Source organism: Arthrobacter sp. MYb23 (genome assembly GCF_002979775.1).
In the GTDB taxonomy this organism is placed as follows: domain Bacteria; phylum Actinomycetota; class Actinomycetes; order Actinomycetales; family Micrococcaceae; genus Arthrobacter.
This window is the reverse complement of record NZ_PCPR01000020.1, coordinates 35210-58782: the sequence shown is the minus strand read 5'-3', so window position 1 is coordinate 58782 and position 23573 is coordinate 35210. Positions and strand designations below refer to the sequence as shown.

General features: G+C 63.5%; 21 protein-coding genes. 12 read left to right on the top strand and 9 right to left on the bottom strand.

The window, feature by feature from the left end; genetic code table 11:
* Nucleotides 1–38: 38 nt before the first annotated feature.
* From mmsB to CQ020_RS18060, 4 genes are all read left to right on the top strand, one after another.
* Nucleotides 39–1310 carry a multiple monosaccharide ABC transporter permease gene (mmsB, locus tag CQ020_RS18075; protein ID WP_105693107.1) on the top strand — a complete coding sequence of 424 codons (1272 nt, stop codon included), beginning with the start codon at nucleotides 39–41 and terminating at the stop codon, nucleotides 1308–1310.
* Between the two features lie 53 nt (nucleotides 1311–1363).
* Entirely contained in the window at nucleotides 1364–2461 is a 1098-nt protein-coding gene (locus tag CQ020_RS18070; protein WP_105693106.1) for a sugar-binding protein, read from the top strand.
* Nucleotides 2462–2654: 193 nt separating this feature from the next.
* Complete coding sequence (locus CQ020_RS18065; RefSeq protein ID WP_105693105.1) at nucleotides 2655–4115, top strand: ABC transporter permease; 1461 nt, start codon at nucleotides 2655–2657, stop codon at nucleotides 4113–4115.
* A 2-nt stretch (nucleotides 4116–4117) separates the two neighbouring features.
* Nucleotides 4118–4810 carry an ABC transporter ATP-binding protein gene (locus CQ020_RS18060; protein WP_024820032.1) on the top strand — a complete coding sequence of 231 codons (693 nt, stop codon included), beginning with the start codon at nucleotides 4118–4120 and terminating at the stop codon, nucleotides 4808–4810.
* Here the strand turns inward: CQ020_RS18060 and CQ020_RS18055 are convergent.
* From CQ020_RS18055 to CQ020_RS18040, 4 genes are all read right to left on the bottom strand, one after another.
* On the bottom strand, nucleotides 4788–5969 hold the full coding sequence (locus CQ020_RS18055; RefSeq protein ID WP_105693104.1) for an ABC transporter permease: 1182 nt from the start codon (nucleotides 5967–5969) through the stop codon (nucleotides 4788–4790). The genes CQ020_RS18060 and CQ020_RS18055 overlap by 23 nt on opposite strands.
* A complete protein-coding gene (locus CQ020_RS18050; protein WP_105693103.1) occupies nucleotides 5966–6694 on the bottom strand; it encodes an ABC transporter ATP-binding protein in 729 nt (242 codons plus the stop codon). The genes CQ020_RS18055 and CQ020_RS18050 overlap by 4 nt, the downstream gene beginning before the upstream one ends.
* 4 nt (nucleotides 6695–6698) lie before the next feature.
* Nucleotides 6699–7799, bottom strand: a complete 1101-nt coding sequence (locus CQ020_RS18045; protein WP_105693102.1) for an efflux RND transporter periplasmic adaptor subunit — start codon at nucleotides 7797–7799, stop codon at nucleotides 6699–6701.
* 124 nt (nucleotides 7800–7923) lie between these two features.
* On the bottom strand, nucleotides 7924–8298 hold the full coding sequence (locus tag CQ020_RS18040) for a hypothetical protein (RefSeq protein WP_146112193.1): 375 nt from the start codon (nucleotides 8296–8298) through the stop codon (nucleotides 7924–7926).
* A gap of 810 nt (nucleotides 8299–9108) precedes the next feature.
* Here CQ020_RS18040 and CQ020_RS18035 point away from each other — a divergent pair.
* Nucleotides 9109–10179 (top strand): Gfo/Idh/MocA family protein, encoded by a 1071-nt coding sequence (locus tag CQ020_RS18035; RefSeq protein ID WP_105693100.1) that lies wholly within the window; start codon nucleotides 9109–9111, stop codon nucleotides 10177–10179.
* Nucleotides 10180–10240: 61 nt separating this feature from the next.
* Here CQ020_RS18035 and CQ020_RS18030 read toward each other — a convergent pair whose 3' ends face one another.
* The 3 genes from CQ020_RS18030 to CQ020_RS18020 all read right to left on the bottom strand — a co-directional run bounded on the left by CQ020_RS18030 (nucleotide 10241) and on the right by CQ020_RS18020 (nucleotide 12220).
* Nucleotides 10241–10681: a DoxX family protein gene (locus tag CQ020_RS18030; RefSeq protein ID WP_105693099.1), complete on the bottom strand. Its 441-nt coding sequence runs from the start codon at nucleotides 10679–10681 to the stop codon at nucleotides 10241–10243.
* Nucleotides 10682–10769: 88 nt separating this feature from the next.
* Nucleotides 10770–11441 (bottom strand): phosphonatase-like hydrolase, encoded by a 672-nt coding sequence (locus CQ020_RS18025; RefSeq protein ID WP_105693098.1) that lies wholly within the window; start codon nucleotides 11439–11441, stop codon nucleotides 10770–10772.
* Entirely contained in the window at nucleotides 11438–12220 is a 783-nt protein-coding gene (locus CQ020_RS18020; RefSeq protein WP_105693134.1) for a GntR family transcriptional regulator, read from the bottom strand. The genes CQ020_RS18025 and CQ020_RS18020 overlap by 4 nt, the downstream gene beginning before the upstream one ends.
* Nucleotides 12221–12383: 163 nt before the next feature.
* On the opposite strand from CQ020_RS18020, the gene CQ020_RS18015 reads away from it, so the two are divergent.
* From CQ020_RS18015 to CQ020_RS17995, 5 genes are all read left to right on the top strand, one after another.
* Nucleotides 12384–13598: a TIGR03364 family FAD-dependent oxidoreductase gene (locus CQ020_RS18015; RefSeq protein ID WP_105693097.1), complete on the top strand. Its 1215-nt coding sequence runs from the start codon at nucleotides 12384–12386 to the stop codon at nucleotides 13596–13598.
* 75 nt (nucleotides 13599–13673) lie between these two features.
* Complete coding sequence (locus CQ020_RS18010) at nucleotides 13674–14588, top strand: phosphate/phosphite/phosphonate ABC transporter substrate-binding protein (RefSeq protein WP_105693096.1); 915 nt, start codon at nucleotides 13674–13676, stop codon at nucleotides 14586–14588.
* Nucleotides 14588–15358, top strand: a complete 771-nt coding sequence (locus tag CQ020_RS18005; RefSeq protein ID WP_105693095.1) for a phosphonate ABC transporter ATP-binding protein — start codon at nucleotides 14588–14590, stop codon at nucleotides 15356–15358. Before CQ020_RS18010 ends, CQ020_RS18005 begins: the two co-directional genes overlap by 1 nt.
* Nucleotides 15355–16209 carry a phosphonate ABC transporter, permease protein PhnE gene (gene phnE / locus CQ020_RS18000; protein ID WP_105693094.1) on the top strand — a complete coding sequence of 285 codons (855 nt, stop codon included), beginning with the start codon at nucleotides 15355–15357 and terminating at the stop codon, nucleotides 16207–16209. The genes CQ020_RS18005 and phnE overlap by 4 nt, the downstream gene beginning before the upstream one ends.
* Before the next feature lie 157 nt (nucleotides 16210–16366).
* Entirely contained in the window at nucleotides 16367–17476 is a 1110-nt protein-coding gene (locus CQ020_RS17995) for an FAD-dependent oxidoreductase (protein WP_105693093.1), read from the top strand.
* A gap of 63 nt (nucleotides 17477–17539) precedes the next feature.
* On the opposite strand, the gene CQ020_RS17990 is transcribed toward CQ020_RS17995, so the two are convergent.
* Nucleotides 17540–19762, bottom strand: coding sequence for an NADP-dependent isocitrate dehydrogenase (locus CQ020_RS17990; RefSeq protein WP_105693092.1), 2223 nt, complete (start codon nucleotides 19760–19762; stop codon nucleotides 17540–17542).
* Between the two features lie 197 nt (nucleotides 19763–19959).
* Here CQ020_RS17990 and CQ020_RS17985 point away from each other — a divergent pair, with 197 nt between their 5' ends.
* Both CQ020_RS17985 and CQ020_RS17980 read left to right on the top strand, forming a co-directional pair.
* A complete protein-coding gene (locus CQ020_RS17985) occupies nucleotides 19960–20547 on the top strand; it encodes a hypothetical protein (RefSeq protein WP_105693091.1) in 588 nt (195 codons plus the stop codon).
* Nucleotides 20548–20664: 117 nt separating this feature from the next.
* Complete coding sequence (locus tag CQ020_RS17980) at nucleotides 20665–21774, top strand: serine protease (protein ID WP_105693090.1); 1110 nt, start codon at nucleotides 20665–20667, stop codon at nucleotides 21772–21774.
* Between the two features lie 103 nt (nucleotides 21775–21877).
* On the opposite strand, the gene purH is transcribed toward CQ020_RS17980, so the two are convergent.
* A complete protein-coding gene (gene purH, locus CQ020_RS17975) occupies nucleotides 21878–23548 on the bottom strand; it encodes a bifunctional phosphoribosylaminoimidazolecarboxamide formyltransferase/IMP cyclohydrolase (RefSeq protein WP_105693089.1) in 1671 nt (556 codons plus the stop codon).
* Nucleotides 23549–23573: the final 25 nt, after the last annotated feature.

Below are 23573 nucleotides of genomic sequence, written 5' to 3'. Positions count from 1 at the left end.
GCCCAGCCTTACCCCTTCCTGACACAAGGACCAAAACAATGAACGCGCTCAAGAAGCTATTTGGTGGCAATACCCGCCAGTTCGGCATGATCTTCGCCCTGGTGGCACTTATCGTCTTCTTCCAGATCTTCACCGGGGGCCGCACGTTGACCCCGGGCAACGTGATCAACCTGTTCAACGGCAACTCCTACATCCTGATCCTGGCAATTGGCATGGTCCTGGTCATCATCGCCGGTCACATCGACCTCTCGGTGGGTTCCGTGGCAGCATTCGTGGGCGTTTCGGTTGCCCTCGCCATGCGGGACTGGGGCCTGCCTTGGTGGGCAGGCGTGCTCTTCGGCTTGCTCCTGGGCGCGGTGATCGGCGCGTGGCAAGGCCTTTGGACGGCATATGTAGGCATCCCGGCCTTCATCGTGACCCTGGCCGGCATGCTCCTGTTCCGTGGCTTCAACCAGTTTGTGGGCAAGTCCAACACCATCCCGGTTTCCAAGGAATTCCAGTTCATTGGTTCCGGCTACCTGCCCGAGATTGGCCCGAACACCGGATTCAACAACCTCACGTTGCTCATCGGCATTGTGGCGGCAGCATTCGTTGTGATCATGTCCCTGCGTGCCCGTGCAGCAGCCAAGGCCCTTGGCGCCGACGTTCCCGAGCTCTGGGTGGAGGTCACCAAGCTGGTCCTGATCTGCGGCGCCATCCTTTACGCAACGTACTTGTTTGCAACCGGCCGCCCCGGAACCTCCTTCCCCATCCCCGGCATGATCCTCGCCGTGCTGGTCCTCATCTACGGGTTCATCGCTGACAAGACGGTCCTTGGCCGTCACGTCTACGCCGTGGGTGGCAACCGCCACGCAGCCGAACTCTCCGGCGTTCAGTCCAAGAAGGTCAACTTCATGGTCATGATGAACATGTCCATCCTGGCTGGCCTGGCCGGCATGATCTTCGTTGCCCGTTCCACAGCTTCCGGCCCGTTCGACGGCGTCGGTTGGGAACTGGATGCCATTGCAGCCGTCTTCATCGGTGGCGCCGCTGTTACCGGTGGTGTTGGTACCGTGATCGGCTCGATCGTAGGTGGCCTGGTCATGGCTGTCCTCAACAACGGCCTCCAGCTCCTGGGTGTTGGCGCCGACCTCACCCAGATCATCAAGGGCCTGGTGCTCCTGGCCGCAGTCGCCTTCGATGTCTACAACAAGTCCCAGGGCAAGCGGTCCATTACGGGCATGCTGATCAAGGGATTCCAGCGAAACAACAACGAGATCAAGCCGGACGAAACCACGTCCACCAAAGAGGTCATCTCCAAGGAAGCGTAATCCGCTTCCTCACGACTCGCTCCACCCCACCCACACAGAAAGTGAACCAAGATATGCGAATGTTTGGTAAAGCAGGAAAGGCAGCAGCAGTCGCTGCCATCGCGGCACTGGCGCTGACAGCCTGCGGCCGCACTGACAGCGGCTCAAGCACCAGCACGGCAGGCGGGGAAGCGTTCCCCAAGGACTCGCTGATCGGCGTCGCACTTCCGCAGAAGACCAGTGAAAACTGGGTTCTCGCGGAGAAGCTGTTCAACGATGGCCTCACCGGCGCCGGCTTCAAGGCCGACGTCCAGTTCGCCAACGGCGGCGTGTCCGAGCAGCAGAACCAGATCAGTGCCATGGTCACCAAGGGTGCAAAGGTCATCATTGTGGGAGCCATCGACGGCGCCCAGCTGGGTACGCAGCTCCAGCAGGCCAAGGACTCCGGCGCCACAGTCATCGCTTACGACCGCCTGCTTCTCAACACCGAGAATGTGGACTACTACGTGGCGTACGACAACTTCAAGGTTGGTGTCCTCCAGGGCCAGGCCCTGCTGGATGGCATGAAGGCCAAGAAGGCGTCCGGTCCGTACAACGTGGAGCTGTTTGCAGGCTCCCCCGACGATGCCAACGCGAAGGTCTTCTTTGACGGCGCCATGAGCGTCCTGAAGCCGAAGATCGACGACGGCACCCTCAAGGTCCTGTCCGGCCAGACCACGTTCGAGCAGGCTGTAACCCAGGGCTGGAAGGCTGAAAACGCCCAGCGTCGCGCTGACACGCTGCTCACCGGCAGCTACGGCACCGCTTCCCTGGACGGCGTTCTCTCCCCGAACGACACCCTGGCCCGCGCAGTCCTGACCTCCGTCAAGGCCGCAGGAAAGCCGCTTCCCGTAGTGACCGGCCAGGACTCCGAAGTTGAGTCCGTGAAGTCGATCATCGCTGGCGAGCAGTACTCCACCATCAACAAGGACACCCGTAAGCTCGTTGAGCACGCCATCACCATGGTGAAGGACCTCCAGGCCGGCAAGGAACTGGAAATCAACGACAAGGACTCCTACAAGAACGGTGTCAAGACCGTCCCGGCGTTCCTCCTGCCTCCGCAGATCGTTACTGCAGAGAACGTGAAGACCGCTTACGTCGACGATCCGGTACTCGGCCCGATCACCAAGTAACTGATCACCAAGTAACACCTTTTACCAGAAAGCCCCGGTCCGCCAGCAGGCGGGCCGGGGCTTTCGCTTTCCCGCAACCTTTCACAGCCCACGCATAGCCTCGGCAGGCTCCACGCACAGCAGTACTCACCAGTCTTGGATCTGCGGCCCACGTTCAGTGGGTCCCTAAAACTTGCAGGTCAAGAGGAGAAACGTGAGCGTCCTTGCCCGAAGCGTAGGCAATGCCTTCCGCAACAAAATCAGAACGGCGGCCGTTGTTGCCGTCCTGGCCGTAGCCATCGGCCTGGCACTGGCCATGCTCGTGGCCAACCAGGCAGTGGGCGCCAAGGTCCAGGAGCTCAACGCCTCCGTGGGCACCACCCTGACAGTGAATCCGGCGGGCGGCCAAGGCTTTGAGGGCGGCGGCGAACCACTGACGACGGCGGAGGCTGAGACTGCGGCTTCGGTGGCCAACGTGACGGCGGTGGTGGGGACCAAGGCTTTGCGTCTTCAGACATCCACCGGTTCAACTACGGGCACTACCCAGCAGGTCGGACCCGGGGGTGGCTTCGGCCCCGGCGGGCAGCAGGCGACAGTCAGTACCAACCTGACGGCCGCCGTCGACGCCGGTACGCTCGGCAACCGCAACAACGCCAGCGGTTCAACCGGAACCACCACCCAGCCCGCACGCACGCTCCCGATCACGGCGACGGGCATCGGCGCCGAGGTGGACAGCACCGGCAAGGCCCTGGACATCACCAGCGGGACCGGCTTGGGAGACTACTCGGCATCCGAGGCGAAGGCCCTGGTGGGCACGTCGTTGGCTGAGAAGAACAACCTGACGGTGGGCTCCACGTTCACCATCCAGGACAAGACGTTCACCGTGGCCGGCATTTTCGACGCCGGAACCACCTTCGGCAACAACGCCGTCTACGTGACCCTCCCGGAAGCCCAAACACTGGCAGAAACCCCGGATGAGCTCTCCACCATGATCGTCACGGTCAACAGCATGGAAAACGTGGACAGCACCAAAAATGCCGTCCAGGACGCCCTGGGCACCACCAAAGCCGATGTCACCCAGGGGCAGCGCAACCTCGAAACCGCCGTCAGCTCACTGGACAGTGTCAAAAACATCTCGCTGATCGCGTTCATCGCAGCACTCGCCACCGCCGGAATCATCATCCTGCTCATCATGGTCATGCTGGTCCGCGAGCGCCGCCGCGAAATCGGCGTCCTGAAAGCCATCGGTGCACGGAACCGTACTATCGGCTTGCAGTTCGTCCTTGAGTCGTTGGTCCTGGTTGCCCTTGGCAGCGTGGTGGGTGCTGTGATCGCTTCACTGGCCAGCGGCGGCATCGCTTCCGCGCTCATTGGTTCGAACACCACCACGACAGCGGCCACCACCACCCAGCGCGGTGGAGGACTGGCCGGGGCCATGCCCAACGGTGCGGTCCCTGGCGGTGGCGTCCCTGGGGGTGGATTCCCCGGCGCCGGTGGTCAAGGTGGCCCCTTCGGCGGAGCCTCACAGCTGCTGACCTCAGTCACAGCCAGCGTCTCCCCCGGGGTCCTCGCTGCCGGCATCGCAGCCGTGTTCGCAGTAGCCATCATCGGCGCGTTGGTTCCGGCCTTGCTGACCGCCCGTATCCGTCCCATCGAAGTACTCCGAGGAGAATAGCCGTGATTGTAGTCAAGGACCTGGTCCGTCAGTTCAAGTCCGGTGACCGGACCATCAAACCGGTTAACGGCGTCAGCTTCGAGCTGGAGAAGGGCTCGCTGGCATCCATCGTGGGCAAGAGCGGCAGCGGCAAAAGCACGCTGTTGTCCCTCCTGGGTGCGCTGGACAAACCCACCTCCGGAGACGTCGTCGTGGATGGCGTCAGCCTGGCCGGGCTACCGGACGGCAAACTGACCGAGTACCGTCGGCGGGACATCGGGTTCGTGTTCCAGCAGTTCAACCTGATCCCCAACCTCAGCGCAGTGGACAACGTCATGCTGCCCATGGAGTTCGCCGGCGTCCGCAAGGCGGCCAGGCTGCAACGGGCCAAAGAGCTGTTGGAACAGGTGCAGTTGGATCCGGAGAAGCACTCGCGCCGCACCAACCGATTGTCCGGCGGGGAGCAGCAGCGCGTGGCGATTGCCCGGGCGCTGGCCAACGAGCCCAAGCTGATCCTCGCCGATGAGCCCACCGGGAACCTCGATGAGCAAACCGGCGAGCACATCATTGAACTGTTGAGCTCCCTGAGCCGAGATCACAACACCACCATCCTGGTAGTCACGCACGACCGCAGCCTGGCCCAGAAAACCGAGCGCTGCTTCCGGCTTCAGCAGGGCAGGCTTACCGAGGAGGTCAGAACCGGATCGCGTCGATGACCTTGACGCGCACCGCCACGAGCGCAGGAATGGCTCCGGCGAGTGCGCCCACAAGGACGGCGGCACCGAAGCCCATCAGCGCAGCCTCGATAGGGAAAGCCGGGTATTCGGTCAGACCCGGCGCCACCTTCGATTCGATCCACGGGTGCTTCACCACTGCGACTGCCAGCATGACTCCGGCCAAGCCGGCAACCGCGGTGGCCACCACGGATTCCATCATGACGCCCACAAAAATCCGTCCGGACGTTGCACCGAAGCTTCGCCGGATGCCTATTTCACGGACCCTGTAGCGCACGGTCACCATGGAGATATTGAGCATCCCCACGGCTCCGAGCAGGAGCACCAGACCGGCCACGCCGCCAACCACCAGCTGGACGGGAGCCAACGGATCACCCCATGCGGCATAATCCATGCGGCTGGCTTGGGCGTAGTAGCCGGGGAACTGGCCTTGAAGATCGGCGGTGATTGCCGCAGTGAGGGCTCCGGCTTGTTCCTCGCCCACCCACATTTTGAACTCGGACACCTGGGGTTTGATCCCGGTCATGGCCGCGCCCTCGGTAAGGATGAACGCCGATGGCGGAGTGTCCGGGTAGGAATCAGGCACGACGCCGATCATCACCGCCGTGGCCGGCTGGTCTCCAGGAATGGTCACCGTTGGGTGGGTGGTCAGGTTTGGCCTGCCCGCCTGATTGTAGAAAGCTTCGGAGACGACGACGGCGGGCGCGAGCCTTTTGCCGTCGTCGGGCGCGAACCAGCTGCCTTGCTGCAGCGGGACCCTGTGAATAATGCCATAGCCCACATCCACGATGGTCACGTTGACAGTAGTCACGCCTCGGGGAAACTGAAAGCCGGCCTGGGTCTGGCTGACATGCGTGGAAGTAGTGATGCCGTAGCGCTGTTGAATGCCTTGGTAGGCCTTCTCAAGTTTTGCCGGATCAGGCATGTTCTGCCCGTGCACCATCAAGGAGAGCGTGGCCACGCGGCCACCATTTCGCTCTGACTGAACCTTCATGCCTTCGCGGGCCAAACTTCCTACGCCCACCACCGAGGTCAACGCCGCAACGGACAACGCAACACCAAGAAGGGCCAGGAGAATGCGCACTTTGTTGATGCGGAGTTCCTGCCACGCTTCAACCAGCGTGGAAATGAAGCCGGTCATGCGCCCACCCCTGCAGTCTGCGCCGCCGGCAGCGGGCTGAGCACCCCGGAATCCAGGCGGTAGCAAGCCCGGGCCAAGGCTGCGACGTTGGTGTCGTGCGTGATGGTCACCAAAGCCGCAGCTGTTTCCGTGGCCACCGTGTCCAGGAGAGCCATGACGGACTGCCCCGTTTCCACGTCCAGCGCACCGGTAGGTTCATCGGCCAAAATCAGCCTCGGCCTGCGCACCAAGGCACGGGCGATCGCCACGCGCTGCTGCTCGCCTCCGGAGAGCATATTGGGCATGGTGTTGGCCCGGGAAGCGAGGCCAACGCGGTCCAGCATGTCCATGGCGATCTCGCGGCGCCGCCAGAATTCCTTGCCTTTGGCATAGAACAGCGGCGTAATGACATTGTCCAAGGCACTGCGGCCGGGCAACAGGTTGAACTGCTGGAAAACGAAGCCAACAGTGGAACCCCTCAACCGGGCGCGGGCGTTGTTGCCCAACCGGTCCGCGGGCTGCCCCAGGAACTCAAGGTCCCCCGACGTCGGGATGTCCAGAAGGCCCAGCAGGTTGAGCAGTGTTGATTTGCCGCAGCCGGAACGGCCCACGATTGCGGCGTGGTCCCCACTACGAACTTCCAGATCAATGCCCCGGAGGATATTCAGTTGCTGGTCATCGGGCAGCTGCACGGATCTCGTGACGGATCGCAGGCTGACCAGCGTTTCTTTGCTTGTTTCGTCCACGCCCTTAGCCCATCGGACCGTAGACGGCCTGGCCCGGACCCATCATGGGATCCTGAACGGCCGGTGCCCCGGGAACGAATTCGAGTACCTGCTCGCCCTCGGCCAACCCGGAGGTCACTTCCACCACGGAACCATCGTTGAGCCCCAGCTGAACAGTGCGCTGCTCAGGAGCGGCACCCGTTCCTCCCGGGCCCGCGATCCACACAATCCCGTCCTTCACACTGCCCTTCACTGACGTCAGAGGGACAGTCACGACGTCAGGAGCAACGCCGGCGCTGACGGTCATGGTCGCACCAAGTCCCGCAAAGACCTGCTGGCCCGAAGGAATCGGGCAGCTCAGCGTTCCCGTGGGAGTGCCGCCTTCCTCCGGCTGGCTTCCGCTTCCGTTTCCGGGACCGACCATGGCTGCGCCGATGCCCCTTCCGACACCCCCACCTGTGGCGGCCAGCCCGCCCGAGGCCGCGCCGCCGTCGTCGGACGCGTTGTTCTTGAGCGTCACATCGGCACACTGAAACGGTGCAGGACCACCCACCAAAACAATCTCGGCAGGACCCGGCTTCCCCAGCAGGCGGTACTGTTGGGCGGCCGTCACGGAACCGGCCACCGTGTATGTTCCGGGATCGATCTTGCCCACGGCCTCGCCCACAGTGACCTGCTGGTCCATGAGGGTGGTGAGCTGCTGCAGGGTTCCGGCGCTCGGAGCGAGGACGTCGAAGTAGTCGTAAACAGGCTTGGGCGCTGTTTGCGGACCATCCTGTGACGGCTGCTGGGCGGTGACTGCGCGCTCGGCTTTGACCTGGAAAAGGGCGTCACCTTTGGACACGGTTGCGCCTTGCTCCACAAAAACCTGAACTACTTTTCCGGCCGAGGTGCTGCGGACGGTCTCGGCGGGGTCGCTCTGGACGGTGCCCTTGATTTCCACGGTGTTAGTGACGGTAGCCCCGGTTGCCGGGACCACCGGGATATCCACCTGCGCCAAAGGTGCGGGCCCCGCAGCGGCCGATTCCAGGCCATCCACAAAAGCGATTTTGACTAAGGCCACAGCAATAACCGCGAAAACCAACAACCAGGAAACCGGCAAAATGACGCGCCGAAAAGTACCCATCCCTGCTCCATTTCGGTAACTCCCCACAGAACCTCTGCGAGGGATGATTGCCTAAGCCTAGGCGAGGAATTTCGGTACGCCGGGCATTCCTATGACTTGACAGAATGCTTACTGTGTCGGGTCATCAGAGCGAGCCAGGAGATATCAGGGCCAGTACGGCACACAGCACAATCACTGCCGCTGGCACGACGCACAGAACGATCAAGGGTATGAAATCCGTGGTTCTGCGCCCTTTGCTTCGCTGCAATTGGGTAATGGCGACAGTCGGCAGAAGGAATGGCAGGTAAACCAAGGCGAAAAGGATAGTGGCATTGAGAAGATCGCCTTCATAGCAGCCTGAGCCGTACGTGCCCGTAGTGCATTCCATTCGGCTTGGGTAAAGCCCCAACGCAAATCCGAGCAGTGCTGCCACCGGCAGGGAAAGCACTGATCCCACCACGCCGAGCACCATTGACGCAATTTGCGGGCCCGCTGAAGGCTTCTTTATTTTCGTTTCCACGTTCCCCCAATAACTGTTCTTCCCGGCCGACGCTACCAGCCCGTTTCTCGCGGGCGCACCCATTCCCGCCGGGCGCACCCCTTGCTCCTCGCGGGCGCACCGGTACCCGCCGGGCGCACCCATACCCACTCCATGCACCCCACGTTCCCCACGAGCGCACCCATACCCGCCGGGCGCACCAGAGGTTACGGGAGCGCGCGGCGAAAAAGGGTGCGCACCAAGCAAACTAACCCCCACTAACCAGGGCCGGCTTTGCCCCAGCCCAAGCCCAAGCCCGCACCACACGTTCCCCGCGAGCGCTACCGTACCCGCCGGGCGCACACTTTGTTCCCCAAGGGCGCACCCGTACCCGCCAGGCGCACCAGAGGTTACGGGAGCGGTCGGCGCAAAAGGGTGCACACCAGGCAAACTCGCCCCCACTTACCAGGCCCGGCCTTGACCCACCCAAGCCAGCGCACCCCATACCCACTCCATGCACCCCACGTTCCCCCGAGCGCACCCATTCCCGCCGCACGCACCAGAGGTTACGGGAGCGATCGGCGCAAAAAGGGTGCGCACCAAGCAACTCGCCCCCACTTACCAGGCCCGGCCTTGACCCACTCAAGCCAGCGCACCCATTCCCACTGCGCGCGCCCCACGTTCCCCCGGGCGCACCCATTCCCGCCGTACGCACCCCTGTTCCCCGCGGGCGCACCCGTACCCGCCGGGCGCACCAGAGATTACGGGAGCGATCGGCGCAAAAGGGTGCGCCCAAGCCTCTGTCGCCGCCAACGCCCGCCAACGCCTGCCCGAAATGAGAGGATAAAACGCATGACACTCCCTATCGCCGTGCCGTGGCTTTCCACCCAGACCAACCAGGATCCCCGGGCAGCAACCGGGCGGCCGCTGCGGTGGGGAGTGGTGTCCACGGGCAACATCGCCAACAGTGTGTCTCAGGACTTGGCATTGCTTGAAGATGCGGAGTTATACGCCGTGAGCTCCCGCACCCAGGCAGCCGCAGATGCGTTCGCCCGCACGCTTGGCTTCACCAAGGGCTACGGGGACGACGGCGACGTACCCGGCTACCAGCGCCTGTTCGAGGATCCCGCCGTGGACGTGGTCTACGTGGCTACGCCGCATGCCCAACATTTCCAGATTGCTTCAGCAGCTCTGCGGGCAGGGAAGCACGTCTTGTGCGAGAAAGCCCTCACCATCAACGCCCGCGAAGCCACCGAGTTGGTGAAGCTCGCCCGGGAGCAGAACGTGTTCTTCATGGAAGCCGTATGGAGCCGTTTCCTTCCGAGCATGCAGCGGGCCTTCGAGATAGCCGCTTCCGGTGAGCTTGGACAGATCCAGTGGGTCAGTGCCGACCTCGGATTCCCGGCACCCTACGATCCCGCCGCACGAATCTGGGCTCTCAACGATGGCGGCGGAGCGCTCCTGGACATCACCGTCTACCCGCTGCTGTGGGCACTGGGAACGCTGGGCTTCCCGCAGTCGGTCACCGCGATCGGCACGCTCAACGACGACGGCGTGGACAGCCAGAACGCACTGACCCTCGGCTATGACACGGGTGCGCAGGCACAGCTGACGTCCTCGTTGATGGCACATGGACCGCGGACTGCCACTGTGGCCGGCGGGCTCGGGTTCCTGCAGACCGTTGGCTCCGTAAACAACCCCCGCGAGCTGCTCATCAGGATTGGTTGGGACGAGCCGCGGCGCGAACAGTTTGATGTGGTGGGCATCGGCTACACCTACGAACTCCGAGAAGTCACCCGTTGCATCCAGCAAGGCCTGAGCGAAAGCCCGGTCATGCCGCTGGAGGACTCGGTCAACGTCATGCGCCTTTTTGACGGTGTGCGGTCTCAGCTGGGTATCCGGTACCCCAACGACGCTCGGTGAGTAGGGCTCAGTGGGTTGGCTCCCTGGGTGCGCACCGCCGTCGTGAGTTAACTCACTCGTATTAACGCCCTTGGCGGGCTGGCTGCCGAGCCAGTTTGCGGTCCACGGACAGCGCGCCGGGTCCGAGGAACACGAACGCGATGGAGATAGCCACGTAAATGATCAGGAGTTCGGCGGTGACGCCGGACTTGTCCGTGAGCAAGGGCTTGCCCGCTTCGGTCACGAACCAGATTCCTGCGAACATGATCGCCGCCAGGAAGCCGGCAACCCGGGTCAGGGCGCCGAGCACCAGGAGCAGGCCAAGGCCCAATTCACCGGCGATCACCAGCCACGCCACGATCTCCGGCTTCTGCACGCCCATGGCGGCAACAGACGCGGCGAACGCAGCATGCCCGGCCATGAACTTTTGGAAGCCATGGACCATGAGGAGCGCGCCGAAAACCACCCTCAGGATGGTGACGCCGCGGGAGGAGGACTTGGGTGACGGGTGAAGGAATTTCACGGGTCCCAATCTTCCATGCCAGACGTCCCCAACCAAACGGACGGCGCCGAGCGCCCAAGCAAACGAACATCCAGCCAATCGCCGGACGCTACGAAAGCAGCGCCGGAATGTCCTTCACGCCGTCCAGGATGTGGTGGTGCGGGTGCACTGCGAGGTCTTCGCGGCCCAGCTTGCCGGTGAGGACGCCCACGGCGGTGACGCCTGCGTTGTTGGCTGCGGCGAGGTCATTCACGGTATCCCCGGCAGCAATCACGGCGCGGACGTCCTGCACGCCGGTCAGTTCCATGGCCCGGTGAATCATGTGGGGCGCGGGGCGGCCGGCGGCTACTTCGTCGGAACATACGACGGCGTCCAGCAAGTGATCGTCGCCGACGCCCCATCCCAGCCGCTCCAGCAGGGGCTCGGCGACGTCGCGTGAGAAGCCGGTGGTCAGCGCCACCTTGATGCCCTGATTGCGGAGTTCACGGAACGCATCTTCCACGCCTTCGAGCGCCACCGGGGGGTTGGTGTCGTAGAACTCCACGAGCAGTTCCTTGAAGCGGATGAAGGCGGCAGCCACCACTTCCGGCGTGGCACTGCCGCCGCCGGCCTGGATCAGTGCCGTGATGGCCTCGACTTTGTCCGCGCCCATCCATTCCTGCACAGCCTCCGGCGTGGTGCTCACACCGGTTTCTTCAACGCAGCGGGCAAGGGCAACGTACACGTCCCCGTGTTCGTCGATGGTGGTTCCGGCCATATCGCAGGCAACAAGCTTGATCATGGGGTGACTCCTTGTGTGGATTGAGGATCGGTGTGGATGCGGACCAAGGCGGCCCGGCGTTCCACGGTGTTGTCGATGGTGAAGTTGGTGAGTGCCGGCAGGTAGCGATCCTCTGAGTATTCGAGGGGCTGCCCATCGGCGGAACGGGTGATGCGGCGTTCGCGCAGGAGTGGAATGCCTTCGGGTTGCTCCAACAGTTCGGCGTCCTCGTCACTGGCCGCGACGGCGTCGATGGTGTGGCGGGCACTGTGCAGGTCCACGCCTTGTTCCTTGAGGAACGCGAAGATGGACCCGGAATCGGTATCAAAGTCGAAGAGTCTCCGGCCCACGTCCAGGGTGAACGTGGTGCGCTCGATCATGGCCGGAGCCTCATCCAGGTAACGGACTCGCAGGACCTCCACCACGGTGGTTCCGGGCATGAGGCCAAGAGCCTCCGCGGCTTCCGGGCTGGCTTCGCGCCGTGCCACTTCGAGGGTTCTCTGACCGGGCTTCTTGCCGATCCCGCTGGCCCATTCCGTGAACGAATTGAACGTGGAGAACGACTGCGACGGAACGGATGAGCGCACCATGGGTGGCCTCCCCCTGCCTCCGGTCACCGCACCCTCGGACCGCAAAAATGCGAGCGCCTGGCGGATCGGTCCGCGGGATGTTCCAAACTCGCGGCACAGCTCCGCTTCGCTGGGCAGCTGGAAACCCGGCGGCCAGTCGCCGTCGGTGATCCGGCGCATGAATTCCTCGCTGAGACGGACGTGGAGGGGCGCGTTCTGCTGTGTGCTCACCAGTTGATAATACAAGTTGATTCGGCTGACATCACCGCTTTTGAGGGCTTCAAGGTGAACTAATCGTGAACTCAAATGAACAAACGTTAAATTCTGATTAACTTGTATATACAAGTGGCATTTGAGCTTGATTCTCCACTGCTGACCAGCCAATGTCAGTGGTGTGAACAACCCGAGCACCTCCCCCGAAGCCACCACCAGCAGGCCCGGCCAGCCCTCCGACGTCGTCATTGTCGGCGCCGGAATTGTGGGCTTGGCCCACGCCGCCCACGCTGTTGCCAACGGCCTGACCGTCACCATCATCGAGCGCGACCACCACGCCGCAGGCGCATCAGTGCGCAACTTCGGCCACTGCTGCATCACGGCCCAATCCGGCGAACTCTACGAACTTGCGCAGACCTCGCGCAAGTACTGGCTCGAGTTCGCGGAGCGTGCCGGTTTTTGGGCTGCCGAAGCCGGTGCTGTAGTTCTTGCCCGCACCGAGGCAGAGATGAACGTCCTTCGCGAGCTCTCCGCCGTCCGTGAACCCGGGCAGGTTGAGCTGCTGTCCCCTGACGAAACCCGCGACCGCTTGGGCGCCGCTGTTTCTGCTGCGGACGAAGCGCACGACGACGGCACTCACCAAAGCGGATGGCCCGGCTTGGTTGGCGGCGCCTTCCTCCGGGACGACCTCCGGGTGGATCCCCGCACCACAGTGGCAAAGTTGGCCGAGTGGCTCAGCGAGCAACCCGGCGTCGAACTTCACTGGAACACGGCGGCGCTGAACTTTAGCCAGTCCCAGGATGGTGTGACCGTCCAGACGTCGCGCGGCGAAATTCACGCGAAGCAGGTCTTTGTGTGCGTCGGACACGACGTGGACTACCTCTTCCCGGATCTCGCCGCCGAGCACCGGATTCAGCGGTGTGCGCTGCAGATGTCGTTGGCCGCCAAACCTTCCGGTGTTGACTTCGCACCAGCCGTTCTGACCGCGACATCCATGCTGCGATACCCCGCTTTCACGGACATGCCCGCAGCTTCGGCCCTCCACTCCGAAGTGTTGGAGAACCAACCCGAACTGTTGGAAATCGGCGCCAACGTCATGTTCACCCAACGCCCCGACGGCACCATCATCCTGGGCGACTCGCACCACTACCACCACACGGCCGACCCCTTCCTGGACGAAACCGTGACATCCACCCTCACCACTGAAATCGAAGGCCGGATCGGCGAACCGCTGGAAATCATCCAGCGCTGGCAAGGCATCTACGCTTCCTCCGATGTGGCACCGATCCTGGTCCGCGACGTCCAACCCGGTGTCACCGTGGTGTCCGTGACCTCCGGCGTGGGCATGACCCTGTCCTTCGGCCTGGCACACCGCAACGTGTCGCGCTTGTACTGAGTTTTCTTGCACTGAGTTTTCTTGTCCTGAGTTTCCCGTTCTCCCCTCCCACATCCCCTTCGCATAAGGATTCCCATGAAAACCTCGCTCCTCACCGGTTCCGCGCTTGCCCTCGCCACCGCTCTGGCGCTCACTGCCTGCGGCGGATCGGCGCAGTCCTCCCCCGAAGCCACGAGTGCTACCTGCCCCAATGGCGAGATCAAGTTCGGCATCGAGCCCTACGAGGACCCGGCCAAATTGAAGCCGGCCTACGACGTCCTGGCCGCAGCCCTGTCCAAGAAGCTCGAATGCCCGGTCAGCGTTCAGGTGGTGGAGGACTACGCCGCGGAGGTCCTGGCCATGCGCAACGGCAAGCTGGACCTGGGCCAGTTCGGTCCCTTGGGCTACGTGTTCGCTGACGCCAAAGCGGGTGCTGAACCGCTGGTATCTTTTGGCACCGCGGAGAAGGAACTCAGCACCTACACGGCGGGGATCTGGGTTCCCAAGGACAGCCCCATCCAAGCCATCGGGGATCTGAAAGGTAAGTCGCTCGCCCTGGGCAGCGTCGGATCCACCTCAGGCGACGTCCTGCCCCGCTTCGGCCTTCGTGAAGCCGGAATCGCCGACGCCGACATCAAGATGGACTACACCGGTGGTCATCCCGAAGCGCTGCTCGCCCTGACAAACGGCAAAGTGGACGCGGCCCAGATCAACTCGCAGACGCTGGCCACGGCCATTGCCGCAGGCACTTTCGCGCCGGATAACTTCCGGCAGGTGTGGACGTCCAACCCCATCCCCAACGATCCCATCACCGTCCGGGGCGACGCCGACCCCGCGTTCAAGGCCGCCGTGAAGGACGCGTTCCTCAGCCTGAATCCCGCTGACGTGGCCAAAGTTGGCGAGTTCCTGGACGTTACCCCTCCGGGTCCGCTCCTTGAGGTCACCAAGGACAACTACACCCCGTTGTTCGAGCTCGCCGAGACCATGGGCCTCACCGAGAAGGACCTGTAATGCTGCTCTCTGTCCAAGGCCTGCGGAAGTCCTTCAACGGCCGTACGGTTCTGGAGGGCGTGGACTTCTCCGTTGCAGCCGGTGAGCTTGTGGCATTCCTCGGCGCCAACGGCTCGGGCAAGTCCACCACCTTGCGCTGCGTCATGGGCATCACCGCACCGGATTCGGGCAGCATCAGCATCGAGGGAACTGCACTGGATACCCTCCAAGGGCGTGATCTGCAGCAAGCCCGCCAGCGCATGGCCATGATTTTCCAGAAAATCCATCTGGTCCCCCGGCGCACTGCGTTGGACAACGTGTGCGCAGGTGCCCTGTCCCGCATCCCTACGGTTCGCTCGCTCAGCCCACTGCTGTTTCCGGCTGACGTTCAACAGGAAGCCCTCGACTGCCTGGACCGCGTCGGACTCGCAGACCGCGCCTTCGACCGCGTCGGTCGTCTTTCCGGCGGACAGCAGCAGCGCGTGGCCGTAGCCCGGGCACTGTGCCAGCGGGCCGACGTCGTCCTCGCTGACGAGCCGGTGTCCGCCTTGGACCCGCACGCCGCGGAGCAAGTCATGGCGCTGCTGCGGGAACTCGCACATTCCGAAGGGCTGGCTGTGGCGGCGGTGCTGCACCAGCCCGATCTCGCCCTGCGGTATGCGGACAGGTCCATCGGCCTCCTCCAAGGCTCCATGACCTTCGACCTCCCCTCCACAGAGATCACGGCCGATCACCTTGACACGTTGTACGCCCCGGACCGGGACGTTTCAGACAGGAAATCCGCAGCATGACGCCCCACACCCTCACTCCAGCCGTCGCCCGCCGCAGCCCTTCGGCACAAACCCGGGTGGCACTGGTCCGCCCCAAGAAGCCCCTGCGGTGGATCACGACGGCGGCAGTGGCGGCCGCCGTCGTCGGACTTCACGCCGTGGCCATCGAAGGGACGGACTTCAAACCGGAACTGCTGGTTGACGGTTGGAAGGGCATGGCCGCGTTTATTGGCGACGCGTTCCCGCCGGACCTTAGCTGGGAAAAGACCCTCCGGCCCGGGCTCGAAGCCACACTGGTTACCCTCTGGATTGGTCTGCTCGGGACCACGTTATCTGTGCCATTCGCTCTGCTCCTCGCAGCGCTTGCCGCCGAGAACACCAGCCCGCACCGGCTCGTTTACCAAGCTGCTCGCGCCATCCTGTCCTTCTTCCGGGCTGTGCCGGACATCGTGTTCGCACTGATCTTCGTCACCGCCGTCGGGCTTGGTCCGTTCGCGGGCGTGCTCGCACTGATCTGCCACAACACCGGTGTCATGGGGAAGCTGTGGGCGGAGTCCATGGAAGAGATCGACTCCGGGCCCCAGGAAGCACTCCGGACCGCGGGCGCCAACCGGGTCCAGCAGGTGGCCAACGCAACGCTGCCCATGGTGGTTCCGCAGTTCGTGGGCCTGCTGCTCTACCGCTTCGACGTCAACGTGCGGTCCTCGCTGGGCCTTGGCCTGGTGGGCGCCGGAGGCATCGGGCTGCTGATCAACCAGTCCATCAAGTCGTTCCAGTTCGACTCCATGCTCACGCACATCCTGATCGTGCTGGTGCTGATCATCGTGGTGGACCAGTTCTCCGCATGGATCCGCAGGCGCCTGGCCGCCTAACGCTGCACGGCTGACCCAACTGAGTCGCAGCAGTGCGCGTTTTCAGCGCTCAAAACGCGCACTGCTGCTACCCAGTTGGGTGAGTGGGGGCAGAATGGGAGGTGGCCCTCTTTCGGGGGTCGCGTTTTTCAAGAGGGCCACGGTGGATGGAGCAGGCATGCAGGTTGACGTTGTAGTTGTTGGCGGAGGAGCCATGGGATCGGCGGCCGCCTGGCAACTGGCCCGGGCGGGTCGCTCAGTGGTTCTCTTAGAGCAATTTGAGGCCGGCCACCACATCGGCGCTTCGCACGGCGCCACCCGCAACTTCAACACCGCCTACGCCGAGACCGACTACCTGGACCTCCTCGCCGAGTCCAAGATCCTGTGGGACGAGCTGGCTGCAGAACACGGCGCACCGCTCCTGGACATGGTTGGTCTCGTGAACCACGGAAACGTCCCCCGCCTGCACGAAGTCCGGGAAGCACACGAGGCACGTGGCATTGAGAGCTACTTCATCTCCCCCGACGAAGCTGCCAACCGATGGCTGGGAATGAACTTCGCCACCGACGTCCTCTTCGTGCCAGGCTCCGGCCGGATCCGCTCGGCTGACGCCCTGGAAGCGCTGCGCAAATCAGCGGAAGCCCACGGTGCCGTTTTCAAGTACTCGACGCCGGTCAAGGACATCCGGGTCACCGGAGGCGAATCAGCGTTGGTCGTGACCGAGGAGGCCGAGTACACGGCCAGCCGCGTCGTGGTGACGGCCGGTGCGTGGACTCCGAAACTCATCGGCAAGCTCACGGATCTGCCGGCACTGGTGGTAACCCAGGAGCAACCGGCCCACTTCACGCCCAAGGACAACACACTGGTGTGGCCAAGCTTCAACCACAGTCCGGACCCTGATCCGAATAACGAAGCCTACGAGTACTGGTACAGCCCCGTTTACGGCATGCTCACCCCGGGCGAAGGCGTGAAAGCCGGTTGGCATGGGGTCGGCCCGGTCATGGATCCGGACGAGCGCACGTTCGAGCCCATCCCCCACCAGATGGAAGCGTTGGTGAGGTACGCCGAAGAGTGGCTTCCCGGCGTCGACCCCTCCACCGCGGTTCCCATCAGCTGCACCTACACCACCACACCCAACGAGGACTTTGTGCTGGACCACTTCGGTCCGCTGGTGGTGGGCGCAGGCTTCTCGGGCCATGGTTTCAAGTTCACGCCCGCTATCGGCCGGGTGCTCAAGGACATCGTCGACGGCGGCATGGCACCGGAACGGTTCCGCGCGGACCGCTGAATCAACGCTTAAAAGCAACCGGCCCGCAGGCAATGCCTGCGGGCCGGTCTCGTTATGCCGAAATTACTTCTTCAGGTCCGCGAGAACCTTGTTGAACGTAGCCGACGGGCGCATGATCTCAGCGGCCTTGGCAGCGTCCGGACGGTAGTAACCGCCGAGGTCGACGGCGGGACCCTGGACTGCGGCCAGCTCGCCAACGATTGCCTCTTCGTTGGAGGTCAGGGCTTCAGCGATTGCTGCGAAGTCCTGGGCCAACTCGGCGTCTTCGGTCTGCTTGGCCAGCTCCTGGGCCCAGTAGGTGGCCAGGTAGAAGTGGCTTCCACGGTTGTCCAGCTCGCCAACGCTGCGGCGCGGGGACTTATTTTCCAGCAGGAACGTACCCGTGGCGCGGTCCAGCGTGTCAGCCAGGACCTGTGCGCGGGCGTTGCCGGTGGTGGTGGCAAGGTGCTCGAAGCTGACGGCCAAGGCAAGGAACTCGCCCAGGCTGTCCCAGCGGAGGTGGTTTTCCTTGATCAGCTGCTGGACGTGCTTGGGAGCGGAGCCACCGGCGCCGGTCTCGAACAGGCCGCCGCCGTTGATCAACGGAACGATGGAGAGCATCTTGGCGCTTGTGCCGAGCTCGAGGATCGGGAACAGGTCCGTGAGGTAGTCGCGGAGGACGTTACCGGTGACGGAGATGGTGTCCTCACCCTTGCGGATGCGCTCCAAGGTGAACGCCGTGGCCTCAACCGGGGAAAGGATCTTGATTTCCAGGCCCTCGGTGTCGTGGTCCTGGAGGTACTCGTTGACCTTGGCGATCAGGTTGGCGTCGTGAGCGCGGGTCTCGTCCAGCCAGAACACAGCCGGAGTCTGGGATGCGCGGGCACGGGTGACGGCCAGCTTGACCCAGTCGCGGACCGGGATGTCCTTGGTCTGGCATGCACGCCAGATGTCACCGGGGAAGACCTGGTGCTCGGTGAGGACGTTGCCCTTGCTGTCCACGAGCTGGACGGTGCCGGCTGCCTGGATCTCGAAGGTTTTGTCGTGGCTGCCGTATTCTTCGGCTGCCTGTGCCATGAGGCCCACGTTGGGAACGGTGCCCATGGTGGTGGGGTCGAACGCACCGTTGGCGCGGCAGTCGTCCAGGACAACCTGGTAGATGCCGGCGTAGGAGCTGTCCGGGATAACGGCCAGTGTGTCTGCTTCCTTGCCGTCCGGGCCCCACATGTGGCCGGAGGAACGGATCATGGCAGGCATGGAGGCGTCAACAATGATGTCCGACGGGACGTGCAGGCTGGTGATGCCCTTGTCCGAGTCCACCATGGCCAGTGCCGGACCGTCTTCGAGGCCCTTGGTGATTGCTGCCTTGACGCCTTCGCGGACATCTTCGGGCAGGTCTTCCAGGCCGCTGAGGATCGCTGCAAGGCCGTTGTTCGGGCTGATGCCTGCGGCCGTGAGCTGCTTGCCGTAGGTTTCGAACAGCTCGGAGAAGTAAGCCTTGACCACGTGGCCGAAGATGATGGGGTCCGAGACCTTCATCATGGTGGCCTTCAGGTGTGCGGAGAAGAGGATGCCCTCTTCCTTGGCGCGGGCAACCTGTGCCTTGAGGAACTCATCCAGGGCGTCGGCGCGGAGCACGGTGGCGTCCACAACTTCGCCGGCCAGGACGGGGAAGTCCTTCTTGAGTACCTTGGTGGTGCCGTCTTCGCGGACCAACTGGATGGTCAGGGAATCGTCAGCCTTGAGGACAACGGACTTCTCATTGGAGCGGAAGTCGTTCTCGCCCATGGTGGCAACGTTGGTCTTGGACTCGGCGGACCAGGCACCCATGGAGTGCGGGTTCTGGCGGGCGTAGTTCTTCACCGACAGCGGTGCGCGGCGGTCAGAGTTGCCTTCACGCAGCACCGGGTTCACGGCGGAACCCTTGATCTTGTCGTAGCGCGAGCGGATGTCCGTCTCAGTGTCCGAGGAGGGGTTGTCCGGGTAGTCCGGGAGGGCGTAGCCCTGGGCCTGGAGCTCGGCGATGGCAGCCTTGAGCTGCGGCACGGAGGCGCTGATGTTGGGCAGCTTGATGATGTTGGCTTCCGGCTGCTTTGCCAGTTCACCAAGTTCAACAAGGGCGTTGCCCGTGCGCTGTTCTTCTGTCAGGAAATCACCGAAGACGGCGATGATGCGGCCGGCCAGCGAAATATCGCGGGTCTCCACCTCTACCCCTGCGGTCGAGGCATACGCTTCAACAATCGGCAGGAATGAGTAAGTTGCCAGCATCGGCGCTTCGTCTGTGTGGGTATAGATAATCTTGGCCATTGGCGGGGTTCTCCCTGAAAGTCTGCAGATTTCAACATCTCCTAACTTACCCGAGTAGACCGTTTTGACGGCTCTTCGTGTCCGGGATCACGTGTTCGTTACCACTCTCCGGTGATAACGCCCGACGGCGGCCCGGCCGCCGCTGCTGCCCGCCGTCGTCGGGCTTGGGCTGCTGAGGCCTTGCGTAGAGTGAACCCATGATCCGAACTGACCGATCTGCCTACGGGGCTGCCTTGGCAGCGGGGATTCTCCTCGCACTGACCGCTTGCGCGGTCGCCGCGCCGTCACCTCGGGAGACTATCCCCCACGATGCCGACTCCGGCCAGACCATGGCCGAGGCCCGCGAGGCGATCGACGCCGTTCCGGGGATTTCGGTGACCGACTTCGCCGGAGGGGGTCCGCCGAATGTGAAGGGCAACACCGGATACGCCGTAGCCTTGGCCATCGACCCCGGATACACCGTCCTCCATGGCGACGTGCTGGTGGACTACGTCGTCCGGAATGTGTGGTCCGTGGGCGAGGGGTATATGCCAAACACACAGATCCAGATCAGTGCCCGCACCGCTGACGGGGAGCCGCTCTTCGACCTCTCCACGGCGGGTGTGGGGTCGGCCTGGATGGGCGGCCAGCCCTCGGTCCCCTCGCAGCACAACACCATCATCATCCCGCTCAGCGCGGACGACCCCGAGGGCGCCCGCAATCTTTCCGTGCTCACAAAGGACGGACCTTGGCCCGGCGTCACACCCAAGCCCCTGCCGGACAGAGTCACGGTCAAAGACCACTAACAGCGAGAACCGGATGCCGGCTGCCGCTGACCGTCGGTACTCGTTCACGCCCGCGGACGCGCACGCCAAACGAACCTCGCCACTTGACGAGAAAGTGACATCAAATTATCACAAACTATGAAACATCTCTTTACAAACTTGTCATACGTTCGATACCTTCAATTCCGTCAGTCGGCGGTCGCCATCACTGGCCGCCTCACTCCCTCGATAGGTAGGAACAACGTGACAAAAACCAAGACCCTGGCCACAAGCCTGCTGAGTCTGTCCGCTGCCGCAATCCTGGCGTTGGTTGGAACCACCAGCGCCAACGCGGCACCGGTCAACACCACAGACTCCAGCGGCGCTGCGGTCAGCAGCCATGTAGTGTCGGACGCCGGCGCTGCAGATTATTGGACCCCGGAACGCATGAAGAATGCCACGTCCGGCGAAGTCCTGGCCGCGAAAGCCCTCGAACGCGGCAAGCTCCTCAACCTCGGCAAAGCCCCGGTCACTGAAGCCCCGGGCGCCATCAGCAGCATCGCAGGCCAGCAGGCAGCACCCGATTCCAAGACCATCGACCGCAAAGTGAACCAGAGCGAAACGCCGGTCAAGCACATCGGCAAAATCTTCTTCACCCTGGGCGGCTCCAACTACGTCTGCTCCGGCAACTCCGTCACCGCAGCCAACAAGAGCACAGTCTCCACCGCCGGACACTGCCTCAACGAAGGCCCGGGCGCCTACGCCACCAACTTCACTTTCGTTCCGGCATACCTCAACGGCGCAGCACCCTACGGGAAGTGGACGGCAAAGGCGCTGTACGCCCCCACCCAGTGGGCCTCCAACGGCAACATGCAGTACGACACCGCCTTCGCCGTCATGAACACCCTCAACGGCCAGAAGCTCGCCGACGTCGTAGGTTCCTCAGGCGTCCAGTTCAACGCCGCCCGCGGCCTGAGCTACAAGGCCTTTGGCTACCCGGCAGGCTCGCCCTTCAACGGTGAATCGCTCAAGAGCTGCTCCGGTAAGGCCACCAACGATCCCTACAACCCGCAGTTCAACAGCCAGGGCATCCCCTGCAACATGACCGGTGGGTCCTCGGGCGGTCCGTGGTTCATCGGCACCAGCTCCACCGGCTACCAGAACTCCGTGAACAGCTACGGATACGGCAGCAACTCCACCACCATGTACGGCCCGTACTGGGGCACCGTCATCCAGTCCACCTACAACACTGCTGCGGCGGCTTCGTAGCGGACACCTTTTTGCAGGCACGTCCCTGTTAAATACGTGTTAAGCACGACGGCGGCCGTCCCCTTCCGGGGGCGGCCGCCGTTGCGTTGTGCTGCTGAAACTTCTAGTGGAAGAAGTGGCGTGCGCCCGTGAAGTACATCGTGATGCCTGCAGCGTTTGCTGCTGCGATGACTTCCTCGTCCCGGACGGAACCGCCCGGCTGGACCACTGCGCGGACACCGGCGTCGATCAGGATCTGCAGGCCATCAGCGAACGGGAAGAACGCGTCCGAGGAGGCAACCGCACCGCGTGCACGCTCAGGTGCGTCGCCACCGCTGGTGTTGGACGCACCGCCCGCACCTTCGACGTCGGACTCCACCTTCACTCCGAGCGTGTTGGCGCGCTCGACGGCCAGGCGGCAGGAGTCCAGGCGGTTGACCTGGCCCATGCCGATACCCACGGCGGCACCGTGGTTGGCGATGAGGATGGCGTTGGACTTGGCGGCGCGGCAAGCGGTCCAGGCGAAGGCGAGGTCCGCGAGGGTTGCTTCGTCAGCGGCTTCGCCGGCTGCGAGGGTCCAGTTGGCGGGGTTGTCGCCGTCGGCATCCACCTTGTCGCTCATCTGGACCAGGACGCCGCCGGAGACCTGGCGCATCTCGGAGGGGTAGCGGCCGTAGCCCTCGGGCAGTGCGAGGAGGCGGATGTTCTTCTTCTTGGAGAGGATCTCCACAGCTTCGGGCTCGAAGTCCGGGGCGATGACAACCTCGGTGAAGATGTCGGCAACCGTGCGGGCCATGCCTGCGGTGACGGTGCGGTTCGCAGCGATCACGCCGCCGAAAGCGGAGACGGGGTCGCAGGCGTGGGCCTTGGCGTGAGCGTCAGCAATCGGGTCGGCAGCGTTGGCGGAACCAACAGCCACACCGCACGGGTTGGCGTGCTTGATGATTGCGACGGCGGGCTCGGCGAAGTCGAAAGCAGCGCGGAGGGCGGCGTCGGCGTCGACGAAGTTGTTGTAGCTCATGGCCTTACCGTGCAGCTGGTCGGCCTGGGCGATGCCCGCCGGAGCAGCCTTGTCCACGTAGAGGGCGGCCTGCTGGTGCGGGTTTTCGCCGTAGCGGAGAACCTCGGAGCGTTCAAGGGACAGACCTGCGTAAGCGGGCCAGTCGATGATGCCGTCGCCGTCTTCGTCCAAGAACTGGCTGGCGGTCCAGGAAGCCACAGCGTTGTCGTAGCTGGCCGTGTGCGCGAAGGCCTTGGCGGCCAGGCGACGACGGGTGTTGAGGTCGAAACCGCCGTGTGCAGCGGCGTCGACAACTGCACCGTAGAAGGTCGGGTCCGTGACGATGGCGACGGCAGCGTGGTTCTTCGCGGCCGAACGCACCATGGCGGGGCCTCCGATGTCGATCTGCTCCACCACGTCATCCTGCGCTGCGCCGGACTTCACGGTCTCGACGAACGGGTACAGATTCACCACAACGAGGTCGAAGGTTTCGATCTCCATGCCCGCGAGGGTGTCCATGTGGGCCGGGACTCGACGGTCAGCCAGGATGCCGCCGTGCACGCGCGGGTGCAAGGTCTTGACGCGGCCGTCCAGCATTTCCGGGGAGCCGGTGACTTCTTCGACTTCCTTGACCGGGATGCCAGCGGCGGCGATCTTCTTGGCGGTGGAGCCGGTGGAAACAAGGGCGACGCCGGCTGCATGCAGGCCCCTCGCGAGCTCCTCCAGTCCCGTCTTGTCGTAAACCGAGATCAGTGCACGGCGGATGGGAACACGGTCAAGCTGCGTCAAGCTCACAAAAGTCTCCGTCTTAGTTCGCGTA